Source organism: Pseudomonas sp. BF-R-01 (assembly GCF_019946615.1).
GTDB classification, from domain to species: Bacteria; Pseudomonadota; Gammaproteobacteria; order Pseudomonadales; family Pseudomonadaceae; genus Aquipseudomonas; species Aquipseudomonas migulae.
This window is the reverse complement of the sequence record NZ_JAGYFX010000044.1, coordinates 1-23,943: the sequence shown is the minus strand read 5'-3', so window position 1 is coordinate 23,943 and position 23,943 is coordinate 1. Positions and strand designations below refer to the sequence as shown.

The window sequence follows — 23,943 nt, the reverse complement described above, 5'->3', positions numbered from 1 at the left end:
ACAACAGCGGCAGCCGACTCAAGTCGAGCGCCAACGCACCCCGCAACACCCTTTCGTATCTGCCCATACAAAAAAGCGCGACCTCAGGCCGCGCATAACAATCTCAGGTGGAGCGCAGTTATGGCTTTTGTGCAACTTGAAGGACTCGGCAAACGTTACGGCGACATCGATGCCGTCGTCGCCACCCACCTCTCGGTCGAGAAAGGCGAGTTCGTGTCCCTGCTCGGCCCTTCCGGCTGTGGCAAAACCACCACCCTGCAAATGATCGCCGGCTTCGTCGAAGTCACCAGCGGGCGCATTCTGCTGGACGGTCGCGACATCACCCACGCCAAACCCGCCAGCCGTGGCTTGGGCGTGGTGTTCCAGAGTTACGCGTTGTTTCCGCACATGACCGTCAAAGACAACGTCGCCTTCGGCCTGCGCATGCGCAAAGTGCCCAACGGCGAGTTGCAGCAGCGCGTGGATCGGGTGTTGAAACTGGTGCGTCTGGACCAGCACGCAGAACGTTACCCACGCGAACTGTCCGGCGGCCAGCGCCAGCGTGTGGCGCTGGCCCGCGCCCTGGTGATCGAGCCGCCGGTGCTGCTGCTCGACGAGCCGCTGTCCAACCTCGACGCCAACCTGCGCGAAGAGATGCAATTCGAAATCCGCCGCATCCAGCGCGAAGTCGGGATCACCACGTTGATGGTCACCCACGACCAGTCCGAAGCGCTGTCCATCAGCGACCGCGTGGTGGTGATGCAGGCCGGGCGCATCACCCAGATCGACGCGCCCTACACCCTTTACGAACACCCGCGCACCGAGTTCATTTCCGGCTTCGTCGGCAAGGCCAACCTGCTGCCCGGCGAACGAGACAGTGCGGGCGTGGTTCAGGTGCGCAGCGGCGGTGAACTGACCCTGAGCCTGCGTCCGGAAAAAATCGATCTGCGGGACAAGGATCACGGCCGTCTGCCAGGCAGGATCGTCAGCCGCTTCTTTCTCGGCAGCCAATGGTTGTACGGCGTTTCGACCAGCCTCGGTGAACTCAGCGTGGTGCGCCGCAACGACGGCTCGGCACCGCTGAACGAAGGCACACCAGTCGGCCTCGACTGGGACGCGGCGCTGTTGCGGGTGCTGAGTGTCGACGAGGTGTCGGCATGAGTACGCTCGTGGCTGTTCGCCAGGGACGTCAGGGATATTTATTGTCGGCACCGGCGCTGGCGTTGTACGTCTGCCTGCTGGTGATCCCGCTGCTGTTGACGCTGGTGTTGTCGTTCAACGTCTTCGACTACAGCTCGGGCATCAACGGCGACGCCTACACCGTCGACCATTACAGCAGCCTGCTGGGTGATCCGTACTTCTACGAAATCTTTTTGCGCACGTTCTGGATCAGCGCCCTGACCACCCTGCTCTGCGTGGTGATCGGCGTGCCCGAGGCTTACATCCTCAGCCGCATGGGCGCGCCATGGCGTTCGATTTTCTTGATTCTGATCCTCACGCCGTTGCTGATTTCGGTGGTGGTGCGCGCCTTCGGCTGGAGCCTCTTGCTCGGCGCCGACGGTCTGGTCAACCAGACACTGCAAGCCTTCGGCGGCTCACCGATGAAGCTGTTGTACACGCCGTTCGCGGTGGTGATTGCACTGGTTCACGTGATGTTGCCGTTCATGATCATTCCGGTCTGGACCTCACTGCAAAAACTCGACCCGGCCGCCGAACAAGCAGCGATGTCGCTGGGTGCCAGTCACTTCACGGTGATGCGCCAGGTGGTGTTGCCGCAAATCATGCCCGGCGTGCTGTCCGGCACGTTGATCGTGTTCGGTCTCGCGGCCAGCTCCTTTGCCATTCCCGGCCTGCTCGGCGGGCGGCGGATCAAGATGGTCGCCACGCTGATCTACGACCAGTACCTGTCGGAGCTCAACTGGCCGATGGGCGCCGCCATCGCCGTCGCGCTGCTGTTGCTCAACCTGCTGATCATGCTGTCGTGGAACCGGATGATCGAAGGCCGCTACAAGAAGTCATTGGGATAACTCGTCATGTCCAAGAACGGTCCTTTCGCCCTGCTCTTCCATACCCTGGTGGTGGTGTTCATGCTGGCGCCGCTGGTGGTGGTCTGCCTCGTGGCGTTCACCCCGGAAAACACCCTGAGCCTGCCGACCACGGAGTTTTCCCTGCGCTGGTTCCGTGCAGTGTTCGAGCGTGCCGACTTTGTCGATGCGTTTTACAACAGTCTGATCCTGGCGTTTAGCGCGGCCAGCCTGGCGACGTTGATTGCGGTGCCGGCGGCGCTGGCAATCACCCGTTTCGAGTTTCCCGGGCGGGACTTTTTCAACGGCCTGTTTCTGTCGCCGATCATCATTCCGCATCTGGTGTTGGGCGTGGCACTGCTGCGCTTGTTTGCGCTGATGGGCGTCAACGGCAGCTTCGCCTGGCTGATCTTTGCTCACGTGCTGGTGATCACACCGTATGTGCTGCGACTGGTACTGGCCTCGGCCATTGGCCTGGATCGCAGCGCCGAACACGCGGCGCAATCGCTGGGTGCCGGGCGCTTCACGATGTTCCGCCAAATCACCTTGCCGATGATTTTGCCGGGGGTCGCCGGGGGCTGGCTGCTGGCGTTCATCAACAGTTTTGACGAGGTGACGCTGTCGATTTTCGTCACCTCGCCGGCCACGCAAACCTTGCCGGTGCGCATGTACGTGTACGCCACTGAGTCCATCGATCCGATGATGGCGGCGGTGTCGGCCCTGGTGATCGCGCTGACTGCGCTGACCATGATTCTGCTTGATCGGGTCTACGGCCTGGATCGGGTTCTGGTGGGTAAACAATGAGGGCGCCATGGCTCTGCTGAAACGACTGGCCGAAGGCGACCGCCCGGCCGTGAACTTTACCCTCGACGGCGCACCGGCCAGCGGGCTGCTCGGCGACACCGTGCTGACCGCCGTGCTGACCTGTAGCGAACACTTGCGCGGCAGCGATTTCAGCGCACAGCCCCGCGCCGGGTTTTGCTTGATGGGCGCGTGCCAGGACTGCTGGGTTCGCCTGGGCGATGGCCGGCGAGTGCGCGCGTGTTCGACGCTGTTAGAAGCCGGCGAGCAAATCAGCCGCGAACCGGGGCGATCGCTATGAACACACATTACATCTCCCCAACCCGGATCCCCTGTAGGAGCGAGCCTGCTCGCGATGGCGGCGTATCAGCCAACATCGATGTTGGATGTGAGGCCGCCATCGCTGGCAAGCCAGCTCCTACAGGGGATCTGTGCCGAGCACAAAATTCGCGACCAACCCCAATCAACTGTAGGAGCCGGCTTGCTGGCGATCGCGGTGGGTCAGCCGACATCGATGTTGAATGTGAGAGCCCCATCGCCGGCAAGCCAGCTCCTACAGGGGAGCTGTGTCGGGCACAAAATTCGCGACCAACCCCAATCAACTGTAGGAGCCGGCTTGCTGGCGATCGCGGTGGGTCAGCTGACATGAATGTTGGATGTAAGGCCCCCATCGCTAGCAAGCCAGCTCCTACAGGGGAGCTGCGTCGAGCACAAAATTCGCGACCAACCCCAATCCACTGTAGGAGCCGGCTTGCTGGCGATGGCGGTGGGTCAGCCGACATGGGTGCTGGGTGTGAGGCCGCGATCGCTAGCAAGCCAGCTCCTACAGGGGATCTGTGTCGGGCACAAAATTCGCGATCAACCCCAATCAACTGTAGGAGCCGGCTTGCTGGCGATCGCGGTGCATCTGTCGACATGGATGTTGGATGTGAGGGCCTCATCGCCGGCAAGCCAGCTCCTACAGGGGAGCTGTGTCGAGCACAAAATTCGCGACCAACCCCAATCAACTGTAGGAGCCAGCTTGCTGGCGATCGCGGTGTATCAGCCGACATCGATGTTGGATGCGAGGCCCCCATCGCCGGCAAGCCAGCGCCTACAGGGGATCTGTGCCGAGCACAAAATTCGCGACCAACCCCAATCAACTGTAGGAGCCGGCTTGCTGGCGATCGCGGTGTGTCAGCCGACATGAATGTTGGATGTAAGGCCCCCATCGCCGGCAAGCCAGCTCCTACAGGGGATCTGTGTCGAGCACAAAATTCGCGACCAACCCCAATCAACTGTAGGAGCCAGCTTGCTGGCGATGGCGGTGTGTCAGCCGTCATGGATGTTGAATGTGAGGGCCTCATCGCTAGCAAGCCAGCTCCTACAGGGGATCTGTGTCGAGCACAAAATCCGCGACCAACCCCAATCAACTGTAGGAGCCAGCTTGCTGGCGATCGCGGTGTGTCAGCCGACATGAATGTTGGATGTGAGGCCCCCATCGCTGGCAAGCCAGCTCCTACAAGGGAGCTGTGTCGGGCACAAAATTCGCGACCAACACCAATCAACTGTAGGAGCCGGCTTGCTGGCGATGGCGGTGTATCAGCCGACATGGGTGTTGGATGTGAGGCCCCGATCGCTAGCAAGCCAGCTCCTACAGGGGATCTGTGTCGAGCACAAAATTCGCGACCAACCCCAATCAACTGTAGGAGCCGGCTTGCTGGCGATGGCGGTATATCAGCCGAAATCGATGTTGGATGTGAGGGCCTCATCGCCGGCAAGCCGGCTCCTACAGGGGGGTGGGTATGAAGTCGGTGGTTGTTGTGGGTGCCGGGCCGGCCGGGATTCGTGCGGCGCAGACGTTGGTGGCGCATGGTGTGCGCCCGGTTTTGCTGGACGAAGCCGCGCGCGGTGGCGGGCAGATTTATCGGCGGCAGCCGGCGAATTTCAAGCGCTCGGCGGTCAAGCTGTATGGCTTCGAAGCGCGCAAGGCGAAGGCCTTGCACCAGACGATTGATGAGTTGCGCGAGCAGCTCGATTACCGTCCTGAAACCCTGGTGTGGAACGCCGAGGCCGGCGCGCTCGACACCTTGCACGAGCAGCGCGCCGCACGCTTGGAGTTCTCTCGGGTGATTGTCGCCACGGGCGCCACCGACCGGGTTTTACCGGTGCAAGGCTGGACGCTGCCGGGGGTGTATAGCCTCGGCGCTGCGCAGATCGCCCTGAAATTCCAGGGCTGCGCCATCGGTGAGCGCGTGGTGTTCGCCGGCAGTGGACCGTTGCTGTATCTGGTGGCGTATCAATACGCCAAGGCCGGCGCGAACGTGGTCGCGGTGCTCGACAGCTCGCCGTTCAGCGCTCAGGCCCGCGCCCTGCCCGATCTGTTGGCGCAACCGGCCACATTGGCCAAAGGCATTTATTACCGCAGCTGGCTGACCGCTCACGGCATCCCGGTGCATCAGGGTGCAACCTTGAAACGCGTCGATGGCGAACACCGCGTGCAGTCGCTGCGTTGGGCCAACTCAAACGGTGAACATCAACTGGACTGCGACGCCGTGGCATTCGCCCATGGCCTGCGCAGTGAAACCCAACTCGCCGACTTGCTCGGCTGCGCATTCGCCTGGAACCCGCTCAACCGCGCCTGGCTGCCGCAGCGTGACAGCGCCGGTCGCAGCAGTGTCGCCGAGGTTTATCTGGCCGGCGACGGTGCCGGCATCATGGGCGCCGACGCGGCGGAAATGGCCGGCGAACGGGCCGCCCTCGCCTTGCTCGAAGACATGGGTCACGTGGTTGCGCCCAAGCGTGGCGTGCAACTGGAGCAGGCACTTGAACGAATCGATAGCTTTCGCCAAGGCCTGGAACGCGCTTTCGTGTTTCCACAAAACTGGGCGGCCGATACGCCGGACGACGTGATGGTCTGCCGCTGCGAAGAAGTGCGCGCCGGTGACATCCGCGACGTCGTGCGCGAGGGCCATTGGGAAATCAACCGGGTCAAGGCCCATTGCCGGGTCGGCATGGGCCGCTGTCAGGGGCGCATGTGTGGCGCTGCCGCCGCAGAAATCATTGCCTGCGCCAGTCAGCGAAACGTCTCTGACATCGGCCGCTTGCGGGCACAGGCACCGATCAAACCGTTGCCGTTTGGTCTGGAGGTCGAGCCATGATCGAGGTCGATGCAGTGATCATTGGCGGCGGCATTGTCGGCGCCTCCGCCGCGCTCTTCCTGAGCAAGGCCGGTCGTCGTGTGGCGCTGTTGGAGCGCGATTTTTGCGGTTCGCACTCCAGCGGCGTGAACTACGGCGGCGTGCGGCGTCAGGGCCGACCGTTGTCGCAACTGCCGCTGTCGCAACAGGCTCACGAAATCTGGGGGCAGTTGCCGCAGTTGATCGGCATCGACGGTGAATACCAGCGCAGCGGTCACTTGAAACTGGCGCGCAGCCTCAACGACCTGCGCGCATTGCAGGACTATGCCGCCAGCAGTCAGGGTTTCGGCCTCGATTTGCAGGTGCTTGATCGCCGTGAATTACGCACGCGTTTTCCGTGGGTCGGCGACGTCGCGGTCGGCGCCTCGTTTTGCCCGGATGACGGTCACGCCAACCCACGACTGGTTTCACCCGCGTTTGCCCGGGCAGCAAAGCGCCACGGCGCGCAAGTCCACGAACAATGCGCGGTGAGCGCCGTGGAGCATGACGGTCAGCGCTTTTGCGTCAGCACGCAAAAGGGCCTGCAACTGCAAGCGCCCTGGCTGCTGAACTGCGCTGGCGCATGGGCCGGCAGCCTTGCCGCGCAGTTCGACGAAGCGGTGCCGATGCATGCCGGGCACCCGGCGATGTTGGTCACCGAACCCTTGCCATGGGTGATGGATGCCAGCACCGGCGTCGAGGGCGGCGGTATTTATGCGCGTCAGGTCGCGCGCGGCAATTGCGTGTTGGGCGGCGGCCAGGGGTTTGCCCTCGACGGCGCGCGCGCCCGCCCCGGTCAACACGCGGTGATCGAAATCCTGCGCCAAGCCGTAGAGCTTTATCCGTTTCTTGAAGGCGCCCAGGCGATTCGTACCTGGAGCGGCACCGAAGGTTACTTGCCCGATCGCCAACCGGTGATCGGTCACAGTGGCACTCAACCCGGTCTGTTGCACGCGTTCGGCTTTGCCGGCGCAGGTTTCCAGATCGGTCCAGCGGTGGGCCAGGCGCTCACCGAGATCATCTGCAGCGGCGCCTCAACCACGTCGCTGGATGCGTTTTCCATCACCCGGTTTCACTCCATCTCCGTTGCTTGATAGAGGAAGGTCGCGCCAATGAATAACGTCAAACGCACTGCACTGCTCGGACTTTCGTGCCTGAGCGCCCTGCTCACGGTCACCCAGGCCCAGGCCGAACCGACGCTTTACCTCGGCATGAACGGCGGGACCATGGAACGGCTCTACGCCGACAAGGTGCTGCCGGTTTTCGAGAAAGCCAACAACGTCAAAGTGGTGATCGTGCCCGGCACGTCCGCCGATATTCTGGCCAAGGTCCAGGCCAGCAAAGGCAACCCGCAAATGCACGTGATGTTCCTCGACGACGGCATCATGTACCGCGCCATCGCCATGGGCCTGTGCGACAAACTCGAAGACAGCCCGACCCTGGCGCAGATTCCGGCCAAGGGTCGTATCAAGGACCAGGCCGTGGCAGTCAGCCTCGGTGTCACGGGGCTGGCGTACAACACGCGGTTGTTCAAGGAAAAAGGCTGGGCGACACCGACCTCGTGGATGGACATGGCCGACCCGCGCTTCAAGGACAAACTGGTGTTCCAGTCGATGGCTTCTTCGACCTTCGGCCTGCACGGTTTCCTGATGTTCAACCGGATTCAGGGCGGCAGCGAAACCGACGTGGAGCCTGGCTTCAAGGCATGGCCGAACACCGTCGGGCGCAACGTGCTGGAATACATTCCGAGCTCGGCGAAGATTTCCGAAATGCTCCAGACCGACGAAGCGGCGCTGTTCCCGCTGACGCCGACCCAGGTCACCGCGCTGAAACTCAAAGGCATGCCGGTCGAATATGCGCAACCGAAGGAAGGCGCAGTGGTGCTCAACGTTGCCGAGTGCGCCATCGCCAACAACACCCAGCCGGAACTGGCGCAGAAACTCGCCGCGTTTCTGCTGACCCCCGAGGCGCAAGCCGCTGCACTTGAAGATGGCGATCAGATCCCGTCCAACCCGAACACCCCGACCACGGACAAGACACGGGGCCAGGTCGAAGCGATGAAGCAGTATCTGACGACGGCGATTGCCATCGACTGGGACCAGGTCAACGAACAGCGCCCGGCGTGGAATGCGCGGTGGAATCGTAGTATCGAGCGGTAGTTATATACTCAAAAAAACTGTGGGAGCGGGCTTGCCCGCGATGAGGCCGGTACATTCAACATATGGTTGATTGTTCCGACGCTATCGCGGGCAAGCCCGCTCCCACAGGGTTCCGCGCCTGATCCACTGGCATCGTTAAAACCCCACATCCAGAATCACACTGTCCTGATACGTGCCCGCCGGCGGCGTGGTCTGGTCGGTGTAGATTTTCGCGTTGTAATTGAAGATCTGGCTCCCGGAGCCCAAACCGTTACCGGGATTGACCTCGGCATCGGAGCTGGCCCGGCGAGCACTGCCGACACTGCCCCAGCGGGTGGTGCCGGCGCTTTTGAAGATGTCATACGCCAGGTAATTGCCGCCGAAAGCCATCCGTCGCCGCCCGCCAACACTGGCTGCCTGCAGACCGTCGCCCAGGCCTACGGTGTAAGCGCTGCCCTTGGTGCAGGCGAGGCTGATGGTCTGGCCGGTAACCGGCGCAAAGGCACTGACGACCGGCGCGCTGCCGAAACTGATGTTCGGGGCGGTGATGGTGCAGTCATTGGCGACCGTCAGGGTGACGGTCATGCTGGTGGTGCCGCTGCTGATATCGCGCCCCAGGCAAACACTGCCGGCGCCAATGCCGGAGCAATAATTCCAGCTCCAGGCAATGCTCAGGGTCTCGGTATAGATACCCGCCGCCACGTTACTGCCCGTGATTGTCCCCAGATAAATCGGTGCGGTTTTCGGCACCACGCTGCCCAGTAGCCCCAGCGCATCAATGATCCCGTTGCGCGCGAAGTCGAAGGGCGTGCCACGTTCGATCGGGTAACTGGTGGTGTTGTTGGCATACAGCGTGTAACCGATGACGTCTCCGGTCGGCCCGAGCAGTCCGGCTTGAGTCGAGGTAATCGTGGCGTAGAAATGGTCATTGTTGGTCAGCAACGAGACCAATGAGCCGGTGCAACTCAAACCGGCGTTGAGGCTTGAACTGTTCTGCACGGCGGTACGCAGCGCAATCGAGCTCACCGAACCGAATGCCACCGCCGTGGCAGGGACCACCACCGAACACAACGCCCATGCCGAGCCTGGTAACCAGACCGCCAGCAGCACCAGCCATTTCACGGCACTCATTGGCACACCAACGGCCCGATCAGCGGAATCTGATCCTGATTCATGTCCCCCGCGAACTGGACGCGGCAGGCTTTCCCGTCGGCCAGCGTCACCTGCAATGTGTTCTGCGCCTGAAGATTTTCCAGGTACACCAGACCGTCCCATCCGACCACCGTTTGCGTGCCGCTCTGCTCATGCACGACACCGCTGCCCAGAGGCAGCTCTCGCTGCTGCGCATCCACCAGGACGATGCTCGCGGCGATCACCCGGCTCAATGGAAACGTCAGCAAATAACCGCTGCCACGGCGCACGGCAATCCGCTGTTCGACGTTCGGGCTGCGCACGTTGGCCGGCAGGTTCAGTGGATCGATCTCGTACTTGCCGCGGTAATAGGCGCTGCTCCACGGCACCAGCAGGTGGCCATTGCGATCAGTCTGGCCGACCTGCTGGTTTTCGTAGCGCACCGGAATGTCGGCGTAGCCATCGGTGCTGACCACCACAAAGGCATCGTCGATGCGGTTGGCGGCGAACACCTGGCGGTCCATCCACACCAGCGATCCGCTGGCATCGGCCCAACGGGTTTCGGCGTCGCTGTTGCCGTACACACCGGCCTGCAATTGCACCGACTGCAAGCGCCAGGTCAGGTCGGCCTGACGATAGGCCGGGCCGTCGCCGTGGGCGTAACCGAGGTTGAACCCCACCCCGCCTTCAGTCGGCACGGCGCGACTGTAATTGACCCGCTGCTGGCTCTGCCCGGTTTTGCTCCGTTCACTGCTGAGCGCGAGGCTGCCGCGCAAGTCGAACGGGATCACCAGTTGCGCCTGCACCGCCCAGTTGCTGTCGCCGATTTCGCGGTTGGCCGACAGGTAGAAACTGCTGTTGTGCCACAGCGGTTTGCTCCAGGTCAGGTTGAGCAAACGAGTGCGTGAATCATCCGCCGCGCGCACGTCGAAATACCCGACGCCGAGGCTGCCCCAGGCATTGAGATTCAGGCTCAGGGTCGCCTGTTCGCTGCGTTTGCTGAGGGTAGTGAAAGGACTGTCGACCACGGTCAGATCGGCGTATTGGTCGCGACGTTGCAGGCGTTGATAAGAGAAGCTGTAGCGCTGGCTGCTGTATTGATAACCCAGGCTCAGTTGTTGACCGCTGTCGCCATCGAACCGGCTTTGGCTGAGTGCGGTATTGAGCACGCCGAAATTGCCCAGGCGCAGGTTGCCGCCGACACCGCCGAGGGTCAGTGAGTCCGACGCTTCGGCGTGGCTTTCCAGGGTGAAGTTGTCGCTCAGGCCGTAGCGCAGACTGCCCGACGAAACACCCGGACCGTAACCGAAATCGCTGATGCCGTAATCGCGGCGCAAGGTACCGGCCGCCACGGAAAAGTCGCTCAGGCCCTTTTGCAGCAAACTGCTGGTGACGTAAAACGGCACGGTGGTCGAGACCTGCCGACCGAGGGCATCGGTGGTGACCACCACGGCTTCGCCGGCGCCGTTGATGAACGGAATATTGGTCAGCGTGTAGGGGCCGGGTTGCAGGTCGGCGCTGCTGGATTTGTAGCCGTTGATGAACAGGTCGACCGAGGATGGCACTGCCGCTTCCCCGGCAAACTGCGGCAACGGATAAGTCACCAGGTCCGGGCGCACACCGAAATCCCGCGACAGCTGAACCCCGCCCAGGCGCACCGAACTGCTCCAGGGCAATGCGCCGCTGACCAGGTCACCGGCCTCGTAGGTCAGCAATCGCTCGTCATCGGAGTAGCGCCAGGTGGTGTCGTAACGCAGGTAGCCATTGTTCAGCGTACTGACCGAATCGCCGGACAACGTGCGCCGGTATTGCCCGGTGTTGGACAGCGTGCCCCAGCTGTCGAACAGTCGCACTTCGTTCCAGGCCGCCAGGTAAGTGCCGGCATCATCGGTGTCGTTGAGGTACAGGTCGTAGTTGAACAAGGCACCGAAACTGCTCAGGGCCGGAGTGCGCGGGTAGGCGTCGCGATTGCCGACGAATTGCTCCGGCAGCCAGCTGGGCGGTACGTCGAGCAGCAGGCGCTGACCGGCGCTGTCGTACTCGCTGTGCAGGCCCGACAGGCTGTCGAGGTCGACTTCGGCGCCGAGGGTGTCTGGCAGTTTCATACCGGTGTCACGCAACGCGTTGGCCGACAGGAAAAACCGCCCGTTGCGTTGCTCCACCGCCACGACGTGTCCGGTATTCATCTGATTGACCACCAATTCCAGAAACAACTGCGCATCAGCCACGGCCTCCATGCTGCCGGGTGGCGGCGGCAAATCACCGGCCTGGGACGGGTGAGCGAACGCCAGGCAACCCACACAGCTCATGGCGCAGATCAACGGACGCTGGAAACTGCGGGCCCGATGCGGGCTCATTACCGCTTTACGTCCGTCGATGGACCCTGCCTCCCTTTCCCGTCAGTTGCAGATCAGCGCGCGGGCGTAATGCTTTGTACCTGCGGCGAACCATTCACCCGCACCTGCAACGCCGGGTCTTGCGCCATCGGACCGGGCGCCGGCCAGCGCATGATCGCGCCCGGCAGCACATAACCGAGCAGGCCTTCCACCAGAGGTTTTGTCTGGCCTCCCTGCTTCAGCGCAACGTCCGTCAACCGCGCATGCACCGCCCCCTGATTGCGCACCTCCACATAAGGGCGACCGTCCACCGCCACCGTGCGCCAGCTCAAATCCGGCAGCCCCGCGCCTTTGGGATCACGCTTGCGACTGGTGTCTTCCTTGCTCCACAACCCCGCGCCGTAAGCAAACAACGGCACCGAATAACGCATCTGGAACCGAATGGCCGCCGCCGTCTTGCCACTTTCGCCGGAGGGCGGGGTGGCCGAAGGGATTTCATCGATGATGATGCGATAAGCCAGTTCCTGCCCCGGTGGGATCTCCCGGGTACGGGTCAGGCGCACCAGTTGTTTCTGGCCCGGTTCGATTTTCGCCACCGGCGGGCTGCCGATCACGTCGCGCTGGTTCTGGTATTGGTCGTTGAAACCGCTTTGGCTCCAGGCGAACACCCGGATCTGCAAATTCGCAGTCTCGTTGCCTCGGTTTTCCAGCCACAAGGCACTGGCCTGCTGATCGGCCTCCAGCACGGGATCGATCGGCCAGATCAGCACCGAACTGGCCGCCTGCACCTTGACCGCCCCCAACAGCAGCATCGCCAACACTGCCTGACGCACAACAGAATGCCGCCGCGCGGGTAAATCCATTTGCCTACTCCTTGTGCCTGTCAGGCCCGATCAAAAACGCCGCGTTACCACGACAGCTGCACTTGCAGCACATCGCTGTAGGTCCCCCCAGGCTGATTGCCCGGTAACAGCACCTGACCGTAAATCGGCAGGCGGATGTTGTTTGCGTCCGTGTACGCCACCGCGACGCTCTGGCCGATCCCCAGGCTTTGGCTGTAAGCCGCGTCGCGAAACAGCTGGTACGAAACGCGGTTGCTGCCGGTGGTCAGCTGCAGGTGTCGCCCGCTGCTGTTGTACTGACCGCCATCGACGGTCATGTTCATGGTCACGCCCGGTGTGCATTGCAGCTGTACATCCCCCGTCAGGGCCACTTGCACCGTGCCGGTGGCCAGCGCCGATTGGCTGCCGTAATTCAGGCTGCCGTAGTTCGACACCCCGCCGACCACCAGACAACCCGCAGTGACCGTGGCGCTGACCAGGAAACTCTGGCTGGTCACCGCTGCCAGCGGCAACGGCACACCGGCCGCGCACAACAGCGCCATCGCTGCCCATCCATGGCGGTTCATCGCCCTAGAACGTCAGTTCGACGGAAATCGTGTCGCTGTAAGTACCCGCCGGCAGCCCGGCCTTGCCCTTCGCCTGACCGTAGATGTTCACGGTCTGCGCCACGCCGGTGCTGGGGTCAAGGTTGATCACCCCGTCAATGGCTAAAAGCTGCGAGTGCCCGGAATCGGTGTACAAGTCGTACGGCACGTAGTTGGCGACACCGTCGTACAGCGCGCGAGAACCGCCCGCCGACAGTCCGTCATGGGCACCGGCACGCACCTTGACCGTTGGCGTGGTGCCGCTGGAGCAAAGGATCGACAGCGCCACACCACCGCCCATGACTTGTGCATCTTTCGTGGTGAACAGGCTGTTGTCGGTGCCGAAGTTCAAGGCACCAAAGTTCAGCCCGCTGGAGCCACCCGCACCATTTACCTGACAGCTGCTGATCAGAATCAGGCTGGCAGAGATCTGGCCGGTGACCGTGGTGGCCGCCTGCGCGCCGGACACCAGCGTCAGGCCAAGCAGTGACAAAACTATCCTTGATACGAGCATGCGCATGGTGTCCGTCCTCTACGGGTTTACCAATCGAGCGTCACGGTCAGGGTGTCGGTATAGACCCCGGCCGGTATCGCGCGGGTATTCGCCACCACCGAGCCAAACACCGGAATCGGTATCTGGGCCCCGCTGGTGACGGCGAAGTTGTGTTGTTGGCCGATGCTGTAGCTCTGGCTTCCGGATGCATCGAGGAACAATTGATAAGGCAGGGTCTGGCTGCCGTTGCTCAGGCGCCGGGTGGTGCCGTCACCATGGGTGCCGCCATCGATGGTGACGGTGAAGCCGGTGACCGAAGGGGTGCAGGCGACGTTCAACCTGCCGCGACCGTCAGCACCGAGGCGGGCTTTGATCGGGTTGGTCCAGGTCGGGCCTTGCTGGCCGAAATCCAGCGTGCCGAAATCACTGACCGGGCTGCCGCCATTGGTCACTTCACAACCGGCGATGATGGTCAGTCGCGCATGGATCTGCCCGCTGATCGCCGCTTGCGCGCCCCCCGTCAGCAATACCCCTGCACCCACGGCCATCAATATCCAGAGTTTGCTTGTCATAACGCCAATCCCAATTCCATCAGGACTCCAGAACCCAGGCGCACAACGAGGAGCGCCCCCTTCCCTGCGCCAGCCGAATCCATTGGCCGCAGTTACACAGTTGCCGCTACCAGATGACGGTCACTTTCAACAGGTCGGAATAGCGACTGACCCGGGGAATTTCCGCCAGCGGTTCGATGCGTGCATACAACGGTAAATCGACTGAACCGGTATCCGGCACACGGCCGCTCACCGGGACGTCCACCGCCAGCGGGATCAACCGCGCGGGGTCCTGATAGAGCCGATAGGGAATGGGTTTGCTGCCGGCGGAACCGGCCATGTAGCGCGTGTCACCGACGCCACCGTGCAGGCCGCCGTCGACCCGGAGTTGATAAGGGGTGTCGGGATTGCATTCGAGACGGGGCAGGCGCTCGTTCATCAGCGCCGCCGCCAATGGCCCGGCGGGGTCATCCAAGCGCGCGGTATTGCCGAAGTCCAGCACCCCCAGTTGCTCGATGCCCGCTGTGCGTTGCTGGCCAACCACCTGACAACCGCGCAGCACGTCGACACGCACGTGCACCTGTAGTTCTGCGGCCGACACTTGCGCACTGAGCATCACGCCCAAGACTGCACATGCAATGATTCCATTCACGGCCGATTCCTTGTGGGGGGGCTTCTAAAAATGCAGGTTAGCAACGCCCCGAGGATTTTCCAGTGGCCCGAAAAAAATTGGATCCGCCGAAGGAATGAGCTTTTATGTCGAATTGCTGGCAAAACCCCACAACCCCTACGCCCTACAAGCTGTACACACCGCACAATTCTGTCCAATTACACCCCACGCCCGTCGACACAACTGGAAGCAAATTTCCCCATTTGGTTACACTAGGCCGCCGCAGCTCGGGGAGCCTGCCTGACGATTACGGGGTGACACAGTGGCCGTTCGACCGCCCAACCGTTCGCGATTCACACCACGCTGGCCCGCGCTGCGCCGTCTCTTCGGCAAGGCATCGACCACCTCCGCCGCTCATTCAGCGATGGGGCGCGTGGTCCACGACTATTTCCGGCACAAGGCCCACGCACAGGGTTACACCCTCAGCCACAGCCAGCAGCGCGTGGTCGACTGCATGGCGCAGCACGCCGCGGCACTGCTCGGCACTTCGGCGAAAACGCTGCCGGGCCTGTATCTGTACGGCGCCGTGGGGCGTGGCAAGAGCTGGTTGCTCGACGGCTTTTTCCAGGCGCTGCCGATCGCGGAAAAACAGCGCCTGCACTTCCACGAGTTTTTCGCTCGACTGCACCAAGGCATGTTCAGTCATCGCGATCACCCGGATGCGCTGGCGACGACGCTCGACGACTTGCTGAACGATTGCCGGGTGCTGTGTTTCGACGAGTTTCACGTCCACGACATCGGCGACGCGATGCTCATCGCGCGGCTGTTCAAGGCTCTGTTTCGCCGAGGCATTCTGCTGCTGGTGACCTCCAATTACCCGCCTGAGGGCTTGCTGCCAAACCCGCTCTACCACGCGCGCTTCAAACCGGTGATCGACCTGATCAATGCGCGCATGCAAGTCATGGAAGTCGGCGGCCCGCACGACTATCGCAGTCAGGCGAGAACCCACGCCCAGCAGTTGTTTACCCAGGGTCACTACGTCTGGCCGGCTACGCTGGCGCAACGTCAGGCACTGAACCTGCCCGAGCCCGATGCGCCGTCCATTCCTTTGCCCGTCGGCAACCGGCATCTCCCAGCCCGATATTGCGCAGGACGCACCATCGGTTTCACCTTCGGCGATCTGTGCGACCACCCAACGGCGGTCATGGATTACCTGGAGCTGTGCCGACGTTTCGACCACTGGATCATCGACAAACTGCCCAACCTCGCCGACTGCTCGATTGCCGCGCAGCAGCGGTTCATCAATCTGGTGGACGTTCTGTACGACCAGGACAAGCACCTGATCCTGCTCGGCCACCGCTCGTTGCGCGAAAGCCTGGGCGGCGATGCCATTGACCTGGCGCGCACCCGCAGTCGATTGGGACAGTTGATGGAAGTCAGAGAACCGGCCTGAAAACCGGATTGGCGGTGCAGCATCTATCGCTTTCGTCGGAACGCCGCCATCGCGAGCAGGCTCGCTCCCACAGTTGACCGCGTACATCCAGATAACTTGGTCTAATGTGGGAGTGAGCCGGCTCCGGGCGGCGTTCCGACGATGGCGGTCTGACAGCCACCCGGGTTTTACCGCTATCATGTCGCCCTTCATCGGGCCTCGCGCCCTACCTTCGATCAATAGCGAATCTGATCATGGATACCCTTGCCCAACTGCGCGCCGGCCTGCTGGCTGGCACCACTCGCCTGGACCTGGCCGCCGACCTGACGGAGTTCCCCCGGGAAATCCTCGACCTGGCGGATTCGCTGGAGGTGCTCAACCTCAGTGGCAACGCGTTGCGCAGCCTGCCGGACGACTTTCATCGCCTGACCCGTTTGCGCGTGTTGTTCTGCGACCGCAACCAGTTCAGCGAGCTGCCTGCCTGCCTCGGCCAGTGCCCCGCACTGACCATGGTCGGTTTCAAGGCCAACCGCATCGAAACCGTACCGGGCGCCGCGCTGCCGCCGTTGTTGCGCTGGTTGATCCTGACCGACAACCGCATCAGCGAATTGCCGACCGAGCTGGGCGAACGCCCGTATCTGCAAAAACTGATGCTGGCCGGTAACCGCCTGCGGTGCTTGCCCCAGAGCCTGAGCAATTGCCATCGCCTCGAGCTGACCCGCATCGCCGCCAACCAGTTGACCGAGTTGCCCTCCTGGTTGCTGACCCTGCCGAGCCTGACCTGGCTGGCCTATGCCGGCAATCCGCTGGAAACCGAAGCCGATGCCGCCGCGCTCGATGCCACGCCGACGATTCCCTGGTCTCAGCTGAGCCTTGAACAGAAGCTGGGCGAAGGCGCTTCCGGCGTCATTCATCAGGCGTTGTGGAAGCAGGCAACGCCGGTCGCGGTCAAACTCTACAAGGGCGAAATGACCAGCGATGGCTCGCCGCTGCATGAAATGAACGCCTGCATCACCGCCGGCCTTCACCCCAACCTGATCCGGGTCGAAGGACGGATTGTCGAGCATCCGCAGGCCCAGGCCGGGTTGGTCATGGAGTTGATCGACCCGAGCTATCGCAACCTCGCCGGGTTGCCGAGCCTGGAATCCTGCAGCCGCGATGTCTACGCCAGCGATACCCGGTTCAGCGCCGACGTGGCCTTGCGGATCGCCTGTGGCATCGCCTCGGTGGCCGAGCATTTGCACCGCCAGGGCATCACCCACGGCGACCTCTACGGCCACAATATTCTATGGAACGAGCACGGCGATTGCCTGTTGGGGGACTTTGGCGCAGCGTCTTTCCACGCGACCGAGGACAGCCTTGAAACCCGTGCATTGCAGCGGATCGAGGTGCGCGCGTTTGGCGTTCTGTTGGGGGAATTGCTGGAACGGATCGACTCGGGGTTGAGTGATCAGGCGCGTGTGAAGCTGGAGGATTTGCAGCAACGTTGCTGCCAGCCGAAAGTGCTGGCGCGGCCGGGGTTCAGCGAGATTGTGCGGGAATTGAACGGCTGGTGACCGCTGCACGGTCAATCGCTAGCAGGCTAGCTCCCACAATTGACCGGTGTTCACAATCCAGTGTGGGAGCTAGCCTGCTAGCGAAAGCGGTATCACTGAAGAAGCAAATTACCCAGCCAGACCGACAAACATGTCCTGCACATCATCGTGGTTGTCGAGGCCTTCCAGGAACGCTTCAACCTCAGCCATCTGCTCGTCGCTCAGGCCGCTGACCGGGTTTTTCGGCTTGTAGCCCAGCTTCGCCGACAACACGGTGAAACCCTGCTCAGGCAAGGCTTTCTGCACCGAATCCAGATCGGTCGCTTCGGTGATGAACAGGGTGGCGCCGTCATCGGCAGGTTCGAAATCCTGTGCGCCGGCTTCGATAGCGGCCATTTCCGGATCGGCATCCGGGCTGTCCGGGGACGCCTCGATCATGCCCACATGGTCAAAGTCCCACGCAACGGAACCGGAGGCGCCGAGCTGGCCCTTGCGGAACGCGACGCGGATTTCAGCGACGGTGCGGTTGATGTTGTCGGTCACGCATTCAACGATCAGCGGCACCTGGTGCGGCGCGAACCCTTCGTAGGTCACGCGATGGTATTGCACGGTTTCGCCGAGCTGGCCGGAGCCCTTCTTGATCGCACGTTCCAGGGTTTCGCGGGGCATCGACGCCTTTTTTGCCTGTTCGACCACCAGACGCAGGTGTGCGTTGGTGGCGGTATCGGCACCGTTACGCGCAGCAATGGTGATTTCTTTCACCAGTTTGCCGAAGATCTTGCCCTTGGCGTTGGCTGCCGCTTCTTTGTGTTTAACCTTCCACTGTGCGCCCATTACTCACTCTCTTATCTATGGCGCCGAGACATCTATTGGCCGACGCTTTGCGCAAGTTTATACGGCCTAAAGTTGGCAATCGACCAAAAAATCCATCCTGTCGAATCGACTTCTTCACCGCTGGTTGTAGGGCGATTCTGAAACGTCGATTTGCGGTGACCATAAAGGGCCACGGTTTCGTACCCTCTGTGCCCGTACTCCCTGGCAGAAGCGCGATCGATGCACAACGACAAGGAAAGTCCCTTCACCCTGACACTGCTGGACGCCGATTTGAGTTGGCAGGTGGTTCAGTTCAGTGGCCATGAAGCGCTCAACCAGCCCTATCGATTCGATATCGAAGTGATCGGCCTGTCACCGGCGATGAGCCCTGATCGCCTGTTGCAACAACCGGTGTTCCTCAGCCTGACGCAAGGCCTTGGCATTCATGGCGTCGTCCACAGCGCCAGCCACGAACATCGCGGCCCGCACTGGATCGGGTACAGGCTGGTGGTGGTGCCCTGGCTGCAAAACCTCGACCGGCAGCGTTGCCGCCGGGTGTTTCATCAACTCAATGTGCCAGCGATCCTGCGCCAGTTACTCGCAGAAAACTCAGTGCCCGAAGACAGCTATCGTTTTGAGCTGCCGAACGGGCGTTATCCCGCCAGGCCGTTTTGCATTCAGTTTGACGAGAGCGACCTGACGTTCCTGCAACGTCTGTGCGAAGAAGAAGGCATCCACTATCACTTCGAACATCAATGCGACGGCCATGTGCTGGTGCTCGCGGATGACTGCCTGAGTTTCCCCCAGGAACCGCTGCTGACGCCGTTTCATGGCGACACACCCGGGCACGCGAACGGGCCGGTGATCAACGAACTGTTCCAGCGGCATACCTCGCCGCCACTCTGCGCGCACCCCGCCCCGCCACCGCTCGATCGCGAACGGCTCAGCCGCCGAATACTCGAGCGCTTGCGCTGTCTGCATCGGCAGATACAGGGTCAAAGCAATCACAGCGAATTGCGCAGCGGACGCATCGTGCAAGTGTCGGAACATCCGTTGCAGAACTTCAACGATCAATGGCTGCTGACCGAGCTCCGTCATCAGGGACAGCAACCGTCGATTCTCGCCCCGGCCACCTCCGACATGAGCCGGCGTTACAGCAATCAGTTCACCGCCATTGCGTGGTCAACGGTGTTCCGCCCTGCGCTGACACACGCCAGGCCCGGCATTCCGGGCTTCCAGACCGCGCGGGTGCTCGGCCCGGTCGGCCAGCCTGCGGTGCTGGATGAACAAGGCCGGATACAGGTCAGGCTGTGGCCCACCCCGGAGTCCGATGACGATGAATCCCCCGGCCTTTGGCTGCCCCTGGCTCTCGCCACAGCGGACGGTCGGATCGATCCGTCGAAGCTGCCGGTCGCCGGCACCGAAGTGCTCATCAGTTTTCTCGACAGCGATCCGGACCGTCCGGTGTTGTGCGCGACGGCGAGCCATCCGCCAGCGCCTCGAACCACCCGACAACCACGCGGCGATGACCGGCTGCTGCTCGATTGGCTGATCAACCGTCAGGCCTGATCAGCCCTTGTCCGCCTTGCCCGCTGCCGCCGCAAATTTTGCCAGGCGCACGTCCAGATGCCGTGGCCGACGCCCGTGATCTTCGGCGCGCTCCTTGCGGCGGATGGCGTTGCGCACCATCAGCGAACCGAGGTAGCGAATCGGCTCCGGCGGGAAGAAGCCCAACGGACCGTTGACCAGCGGTGAACGGGTCCAGGCATTGTCGAGCCCCTGAACCATCGAAGCGAGAATCTGCCCGCCCATGTGACAGGGCCCGACCCCGCTGCCGGAATAACCGAAGCCGTAGAACACATTCCCGTGGGCGCTCATCTGGCCGAAGAACGGTAAACCGGTGACCGAGCGATCCGACGGACCGTTCCACGTCGCTTCGACCCTGACCTCGGCAAACGCCGGAAAAAACTCGCTGAGGCTGTGCTGCAACAGACCTGCATAGGGCGACGGCTGATCGAACACCGGCAGCATTCGGCCACCGTAGGCGAACGTGTTGCCGCCCTTGCCGAGCATGATCCGGCCGTCCGGGGTGTTGTGGTAGTAGTGCACGAAAATCCGTGAATCGAGCACCGTGACACCGCTGGTCAAACCGATCTGGTCGAGCAGGTCCGGCCGTGGTTCGGTGATCAGCATGTCACTGGAGACAATCGCCACACTGCGCTCGAACTGCGGGAACGCGCGGGCCATCCACGCGTTCATCGCCAGCACCACCCGGTCCGCGCGGACAGTGCCGTGTGGGGTCTGGATCCCTGCCGGTTTGCCCTCCTCCAGCCCGGTCATCGCGGTGTTCTCATGAATCCTCACGCCCAACTGCAACGCCACCCGGCGCAAACCGCGCACCAGTTTGCCCGGTTGCACGCTGGCGGCGGCCGGTGAGAACCAGCCTTCCAGGTGTTTTCGGGAACCGGCCATGCGCTGCACATCCGCCACCGGCCGTTGCGTGAACGAGTTGATGCCGTGGCGCTCAAGCGCTGCGATCACCGCGTCGGTCGAGCCGCATTGGGCGCGGTTGGTCGCGGTGTAGAGCGTGCCGTCGAGGCGGTAATCGGCGTCCACGCCGTACTGTTCGCAGAAGGTGCCGATCGCATGAATACTGCGCTCGGATTCCTTGACCAGCCGCACCGCCTCTTCGACGCCGAACAACCTTTCCAGGGTGAAATACTTGGCCGACCACGACAGCGCACAACCGCCGTTGCGGCCGCTGGCGCCGGCACCGCAGATGTCGGCTTCGATCAGCAACACATCCAGTTCCGGGTTCTGCTCCTTGAGCATGATCGCAGTCCACAAACCGGTGTAGCCACCGCCGACGATGCAGACATCGGCGCGGGTGTCGCCGGGCAAAGGTTCGCACGGCGCGCACGACTCAGCCGCCAGCGCCTGTTCCAGCCAGAAAGGTCTCATCGGTATTTCCTCAGGTACGCAGGGGTTTGACGCTCATCGGCCGGTTCGGCACGAATGCAGTTTCGCCACGCAGGCCAGCCGGGCGGCTATTCCAGTAGGGGATCAGCACCAGCGCTGAAAACAAGGCGCAGCCGGCGAAGATAATGAACACGGTGACCGAGTCGAAGTAGCCCGGCAGCAAACCGCCGAGAATCGCCCCGACCGAGCCGCAACCGTTGACGAAGCCCGCCGACGTGGCGCCGGCCTTGGCGGTGCCGAAATCGATGGCCGCCGCGCCGCTGATCATCGAGTCCGGTCCGTACAGGGTCAGGCCCATCACGAACAGCAGCGCCACCACCAGCATCACACTACCGGTGTGCAAGGCGCCCATGAACAACGCCAGCGAAATGGTCAACGCAAGCAAACTGATCACGCAGGCCGGCATGCGTCGGGCGCCGAACAGTTTGTCCGAGGCCAGCCCGAGCAGGATCGGCCCGAGCAACCCGGCCAGTTCGAACGCCGTCGGGATGATCGCCGCACCGACCTTGCCCACGGTCGGCATCTGCTCGAAAACGATCACCGGCCCCCACAACAGAATCGCGTAACGCGCCGGTTTCAGCAGGAAGTACGCGAGCCCGAGAACCAGTACCGTGCGGTTGCGCAGGATTTCCTTCAGCGGTTCCAGCACGCTGATCTTGCTTTGCGCATGCGCCTCTTCGGCGGTCATCTCTGGTTCCGGTTCGATCGCTGGCAAGCCAACGTCTTGCGGTTTGTTGCGTTGCAAAATAAAAAACAGCACGGCGACCAGCCCAACCACCGCCGCACTGGAAAAGAACGCCGCATGCCAGCTGCCGATGAGCGTGTACGCCCACCAACCGGCAAACGGCGACGCCACGAGCCCGCCAAAGGCATAGCAGGAACTCCATAAACCCAGCACTCGCCCGCGCTGTTCAGCGGGGAAGAAACTGCCGATGTTCTTGCACAGCCCCGACCATCCGGTGGACTGGGCCAGCCCTTGAATCAGCATGCAGGTGGCGAAAATCGGTAACGTTGCGAAGCTGCCCATCACCAGCGCAGCCGCAGCGGAAATCAGCAAGCCGCCGAGCACCACGACCCTTGGGCCAAAGCGGTCGGCGAGGATGCCCCAGGTGAATTGGCCGATGGCGTAGGCCGCGAGGTAGATGGCGTCGAGGTTGGCCATGGCCATTTTGTCGAGCATGAAGGTGGGGTCTTCGGCGATCCCCAGTTTGGCCACGGAAAAGGCTTTGCGGGTGAAGTAGAAAGCGGCGTAGGCGAGCCAGGTGATCGCGAAGATCTGCACGCGCCAACGCTTGATGGTGCCGATGTGCTTGTTCATTGTGGTTCTGACCTCAGGGTGTGAGTGTGCCGGCAGAATTGGAAGAAAACGCCTGTGTTTTTTATTGTTGAGCACTGCGATATCGCTGCGTCCCTTTGGCGATACCGGTCAGATGAGTCCTGCAATTGCACGCGCAGGCTCATGGTCACGGAGGCTGTTCGACTGACCAGTCACCGCGACTGGAGCCGATAAAAACAATTACTGATTAATAAGTGAAATCGATTTATCGTATTTCCAATATAAGCTCAGCTTGTTACTGGAGGTTTCGATGTCGGTTTCCCACGCCCAGCTCAAAGCCTTCCATGCCGTGGCGGTTCACGGAAGCTTCACCAAAGCCGCCGAGCGGCTTTTTCTCACGCAACCGGCGATTTCCGACCAGGTGCGCAAGCTCGAAGAGCGCTTCGGGGTATTGCTGTTCCACCGCAACAAACGGTCGGTGCGCCTGACCGATCTGGGTGAACGCTTGTTGAGCATTACCCAGCGATTGTTCGTCATCGAAGCCGAGGCGCAGGAGTTGCTTCACGACTCGCAGGCGTTGCAGACCGGCAGCCTGATTCTGGCGGTGGACGCCCCGGTGCACGTGCTGCCGCAGATTGCGCGGTTCTGCGAGCGCTACCCCGGCATCAGCGTGAAGATCGAAACCGGCAACACTGATGAATCGCTGTTTCGGCTGTTCAACTATCAGGCTGACCTGGCGTTGCTCGGGCGCGATGTCAGCGATGAACGATTGATCTCGCTGCCGCTGCGCAATGACCCGATGGTGGCGTTTGTTTCGCGCAATCATCCGTGGGCCGACCGCGAGTCGATCTGCCTCGCGGACCTTGATGACACGCCGCTGGTGCTGCGGGAAATCGGCTCGGTGACGCGCCAGACGCTGGAGGAGGAAATGGCCGGCGCCGGGTTTCGGATTCGCCCGGCGATTCAGGTCGAAGGCCGGGAGGCGGCGCGTGAGGCGGTGGTCGTGGGGATTGGGGTGGGCGTGGTCTCGGCGGCGGAGTTTGGTGCGGATTCGCGGGTGTGTGCGCTGCCCATTACCGACTGCAAGCGGCGGTTGACGGAAACGCTGGTGTGTTTGCGCGAGCAGAGTTCGCGACGGGTGGTGGCGACGTTTCTGGAGATGGTGCGCGAGAGTCTGGTGTAGGCCCTTCCGGCCCCTTCGCGGGCAAGCCTCGCTCCTACAAGGTCGTATGCAATCTGTAGGAGCGAGGCTTGCCCGCGA

Annotated in this window: 21 protein-coding genes; 11 read left to right on the top strand and 10 right to left on the bottom strand. The window is 62.3% G+C overall.

The window, feature by feature from the left end; genetic code table 11:
* Positions 1–120 precede the first annotated feature (120 nt).
* From KGB27_RS17415 to KGB27_RS17385, 7 genes are all read left to right on the top strand, one after another.
* A complete protein-coding gene (locus tag KGB27_RS17415; RefSeq protein ID WP_008041220.1) occupies positions 121–1,140 on the top strand; it encodes an ABC transporter ATP-binding protein in 1,020 nt (339 codons plus the stop codon).
* Positions 1,137–2,006, top strand: coding sequence for an ABC transporter permease (locus KGB27_RS17410; RefSeq protein ID WP_008041222.1), 870 nt, complete (start codon positions 1,137–1,139; stop codon positions 2,004–2,006). Before KGB27_RS17415 ends, KGB27_RS17410 begins: the two co-directional genes overlap by 4 nt.
* A 6-nt stretch (positions 2,007–2,012) precedes the next feature.
* A complete protein-coding gene (locus KGB27_RS17405; protein WP_223555482.1) occupies positions 2,013–2,807 on the top strand; it encodes an ABC transporter permease in 795 nt (264 codons plus the stop codon).
* A 7-nt stretch (positions 2,808–2,814) separates the two neighbouring features.
* On the top strand, positions 2,815–3,105 hold the full coding sequence (locus KGB27_RS17400) for a (2Fe-2S)-binding protein (RefSeq protein WP_008041223.1): 291 nt from the start codon (positions 2,815–2,817) through the stop codon (positions 3,103–3,105).
* Between the two features lie 1,483 nt (positions 3,106–4,588).
* Complete coding sequence (locus tag KGB27_RS17395) at positions 4,589–5,944, top strand: NAD(P)/FAD-dependent oxidoreductase (RefSeq protein ID WP_207285989.1); 1,356 nt, start codon at positions 4,589–4,591, stop codon at positions 5,942–5,944.
* Positions 5,941–7,056, top strand: a complete 1,116-nt coding sequence (locus KGB27_RS17390) for an NAD(P)/FAD-dependent oxidoreductase (RefSeq protein WP_223555480.1) — start codon at positions 5,941–5,943, stop codon at positions 7,054–7,056. The genes KGB27_RS17395 and KGB27_RS17390 overlap by 4 nt, the downstream gene beginning before the upstream one ends.
* 18 nt (positions 7,057–7,074) lie before the next feature.
* Positions 7,075–8,121, top strand: coding sequence for an ABC transporter substrate-binding protein (locus KGB27_RS17385; RefSeq protein WP_008029601.1), 1,047 nt, complete (start codon positions 7,075–7,077; stop codon positions 8,119–8,121).
* A 135-nt stretch (positions 8,122–8,256) separates the two neighbouring features.
* Here KGB27_RS17385 and KGB27_RS17380 read toward each other — a convergent pair whose 3' ends face one another.
* From KGB27_RS17380 to KGB27_RS17350, 7 genes are all read right to left on the bottom strand, one after another.
* Positions 8,257–9,231 (bottom strand): spore coat protein U domain-containing protein, encoded by a 975-nt coding sequence (locus KGB27_RS17380; protein WP_223555478.1) that lies wholly within the window; start codon positions 9,229–9,231, stop codon positions 8,257–8,259.
* Positions 9,228–11,588 (bottom strand): fimbria/pilus outer membrane usher protein, encoded by a 2,361-nt coding sequence (locus tag KGB27_RS17375; RefSeq protein WP_223555475.1) that lies wholly within the window; start codon positions 11,586–11,588, stop codon positions 9,228–9,230. The genes KGB27_RS17380 and KGB27_RS17375 overlap by 4 nt, the downstream gene beginning before the upstream one ends.
* 53 nt (positions 11,589–11,641) lie before the next feature.
* A complete protein-coding gene (locus KGB27_RS17370; RefSeq protein ID WP_008040464.1) occupies positions 11,642–12,430 on the bottom strand; it encodes a molecular chaperone in 789 nt (262 codons plus the stop codon).
* A 44-nt stretch (positions 12,431–12,474) separates the two neighbouring features.
* A complete protein-coding gene (locus tag KGB27_RS17365; protein WP_032832536.1) occupies positions 12,475–12,975 on the bottom strand; it encodes a spore coat U domain-containing protein in 501 nt (166 codons plus the stop codon).
* 4 nt (positions 12,976–12,979) lie between these two features.
* Positions 12,980–13,513 (bottom strand): spore coat U domain-containing protein, encoded by a 534-nt coding sequence (locus KGB27_RS17360; RefSeq protein ID WP_008040468.1) that lies wholly within the window; start codon positions 13,511–13,513, stop codon positions 12,980–12,982.
* A 20-nt stretch (positions 13,514–13,533) separates the two neighbouring features.
* Positions 13,534–14,058, bottom strand: a complete 525-nt coding sequence (locus KGB27_RS17355) for a spore coat U domain-containing protein (protein WP_008029609.1) — start codon at positions 14,056–14,058, stop codon at positions 13,534–13,536.
* A 106-nt stretch (positions 14,059–14,164) separates the two neighbouring features.
* Positions 14,165–14,653 (bottom strand): spore coat U domain-containing protein, encoded by a 489-nt coding sequence (locus KGB27_RS17350; RefSeq protein WP_263290097.1) that lies wholly within the window; start codon positions 14,651–14,653, stop codon positions 14,165–14,167.
* A 316-nt stretch (positions 14,654–14,969) separates the two neighbouring features.
* Here KGB27_RS17350 and zapE point away from each other — a divergent pair, with 316 nt between their 5' ends.
* Positions 14,970–16,100 (top strand): cell division protein ZapE, encoded by a 1,131-nt coding sequence (zapE, locus tag KGB27_RS17345; protein WP_032832538.1) that lies wholly within the window; start codon positions 14,970–14,972, stop codon positions 16,098–16,100.
* Between the two features lie 233 nt (positions 16,101–16,333).
* Entirely contained in the window at positions 16,334–17,635 is a 1,302-nt protein-coding gene (locus tag KGB27_RS17340; protein WP_223450990.1) for a protein kinase, read from the top strand.
* A gap of 108 nt (positions 17,636–17,743) precedes the next feature.
* Here the strand turns inward: KGB27_RS17340 and KGB27_RS17335 are convergent, their stop codons facing one another.
* Positions 17,744–18,448, bottom strand: coding sequence for a YebC/PmpR family DNA-binding transcriptional regulator (locus KGB27_RS17335; protein ID WP_008029612.1), 705 nt, complete (start codon positions 18,446–18,448; stop codon positions 17,744–17,746).
* 219 nt (positions 18,449–18,667) lie between these two features.
* Between KGB27_RS17335 and KGB27_RS17330 the strand changes: the two genes are divergently transcribed.
* Complete coding sequence (locus KGB27_RS17330; protein WP_223555471.1) at positions 18,668–19,996, top strand: type VI secretion system Vgr family protein; 1,329 nt, start codon at positions 18,668–18,670, stop codon at positions 19,994–19,996.
* Here the strand turns inward: KGB27_RS17330 and KGB27_RS17325 are convergent, their stop codons facing one another.
* Positions 19,997–21,394: an FAD-dependent oxidoreductase gene (locus KGB27_RS17325; protein ID WP_223555496.1), complete on the bottom strand. Its 1,398-nt coding sequence runs from the start codon at positions 21,392–21,394 to the stop codon at positions 19,997–19,999.
* Between the two features lie 4 nt (positions 21,395–21,398).
* Positions 21,399–22,724, bottom strand: a complete 1,326-nt coding sequence (locus KGB27_RS17320; protein WP_008029615.1) for an MFS transporter — start codon at positions 22,722–22,724, stop codon at positions 21,399–21,401.
* Between the two features lie 268 nt (positions 22,725–22,992).
* Between KGB27_RS17320 and KGB27_RS17315 the strand changes: the two genes are divergently transcribed.
* On the top strand, positions 22,993–23,865 hold the full coding sequence (locus KGB27_RS17315; RefSeq protein WP_008040483.1) for a LysR family transcriptional regulator: 873 nt from the start codon (positions 22,993–22,995) through the stop codon (positions 23,863–23,865).
* Positions 23,866–23,943 lie beyond the last annotated feature (78 nt).

What these genes read in the sequence shown, in the direction of transcription:
- KGB27_RS17415 (WP_008041220.1), top strand. Translation starts at nt 121, where the DNA reads ATGGCTTTTGTGCAACTTGAAGGACTCGGCAAACGTTACGGCGACATC.
- KGB27_RS17410 (WP_008041222.1), top strand. Translation starts at nt 1,137, where the DNA reads ATGAGTACGCTCGTGGCTGTTCGCCAGGGACGTCAGGGATATTTATTG.
- KGB27_RS17405 (WP_223555482.1), top strand. Translation starts at nt 2,013, where the DNA reads ATGTCCAAGAACGGTCCTTTCGCCCTGCTCTTCCATACCCTGGTGGTG.
- KGB27_RS17400 (WP_008041223.1), top strand. Translation starts at nt 2,815, where the DNA reads ATGGCTCTGCTGAAACGACTGGCCGAAGGCGACCGCCCGGCCGTGAAC.
- KGB27_RS17395 (WP_207285989.1), top strand. Translation starts at nt 4,589, where the DNA reads ATGAAGTCGGTGGTTGTTGTGGGTGCCGGGCCGGCCGGGATTCGTGCG.
- KGB27_RS17390 (WP_223555480.1), top strand. Translation starts at nt 5,941, where the DNA reads ATGATCGAGGTCGATGCAGTGATCATTGGCGGCGGCATTGTCGGCGCC.
- KGB27_RS17385 (WP_008029601.1), top strand. Translation starts at nt 7,075, where the DNA reads ATGAATAACGTCAAACGCACTGCACTGCTCGGACTTTCGTGCCTGAGC.
- KGB27_RS17380 (WP_223555478.1), bottom strand. Translation starts at nt 9,231, where the DNA reads ATGAGTGCCGTGAAATGGCTGGTGCTGCTGGCGGTCTGGTTACCAGGC.
- KGB27_RS17375 (WP_223555475.1), bottom strand. Translation starts at nt 11,588, where the DNA reads ATGAGCCCGCATCGGGCCCGCAGTTTCCAGCGTCCGTTGATCTGCGCC.
- KGB27_RS17370 (WP_008040464.1), bottom strand. Translation starts at nt 12,430, where the DNA reads ATGGATTTACCCGCGCGGCGGCATTCTGTTGTGCGTCAGGCAGTGTTG.
- KGB27_RS17365 (WP_032832536.1), bottom strand. Translation starts at nt 12,975, where the DNA reads ATGAACCGCCATGGATGGGCAGCGATGGCGCTGTTGTGCGCGGCCGGT.
- KGB27_RS17360 (WP_008040468.1), bottom strand. Translation starts at nt 13,513, where the DNA reads ATGCGCATGCTCGTATCAAGGATAGTTTTGTCACTGCTTGGCCTGACG.
- KGB27_RS17355 (WP_008029609.1), bottom strand. Translation starts at nt 14,058, where the DNA reads ATGACAAGCAAACTCTGGATATTGATGGCCGTGGGTGCAGGGGTATTG.
- KGB27_RS17350 (WP_263290097.1), bottom strand. Translation starts at nt 14,653, where the DNA reads ATGCTCAGTGCGCAAGTGTCGGCCGCAGAACTACAGGTGCACGTGCGT.
- KGB27_RS17340 (WP_223450990.1), top strand. Translation starts at nt 16,334, where the DNA reads ATGGATACCCTTGCCCAACTGCGCGCCGGCCTGCTGGCTGGCACCACT.
- KGB27_RS17335 (WP_008029612.1), bottom strand. Translation starts at nt 18,448, where the DNA reads ATGGGCGCACAGTGGAAGGTTAAACACAAAGAAGCGGCAGCCAACGCC.
- KGB27_RS17330 (WP_223555471.1), top strand. Translation starts at nt 18,668, where the DNA reads ATGCACAACGACAAGGAAAGTCCCTTCACCCTGACACTGCTGGACGCC.
- KGB27_RS17320 (WP_008029615.1), bottom strand. Translation starts at nt 22,724, where the DNA reads ATGAACAAGCACATCGGCACCATCAAGCGTTGGCGCGTGCAGATCTTC.
- KGB27_RS17315 (WP_008040483.1), top strand. Translation starts at nt 22,993, where the DNA reads ATGTCGGTTTCCCACGCCCAGCTCAAAGCCTTCCATGCCGTGGCGGTT.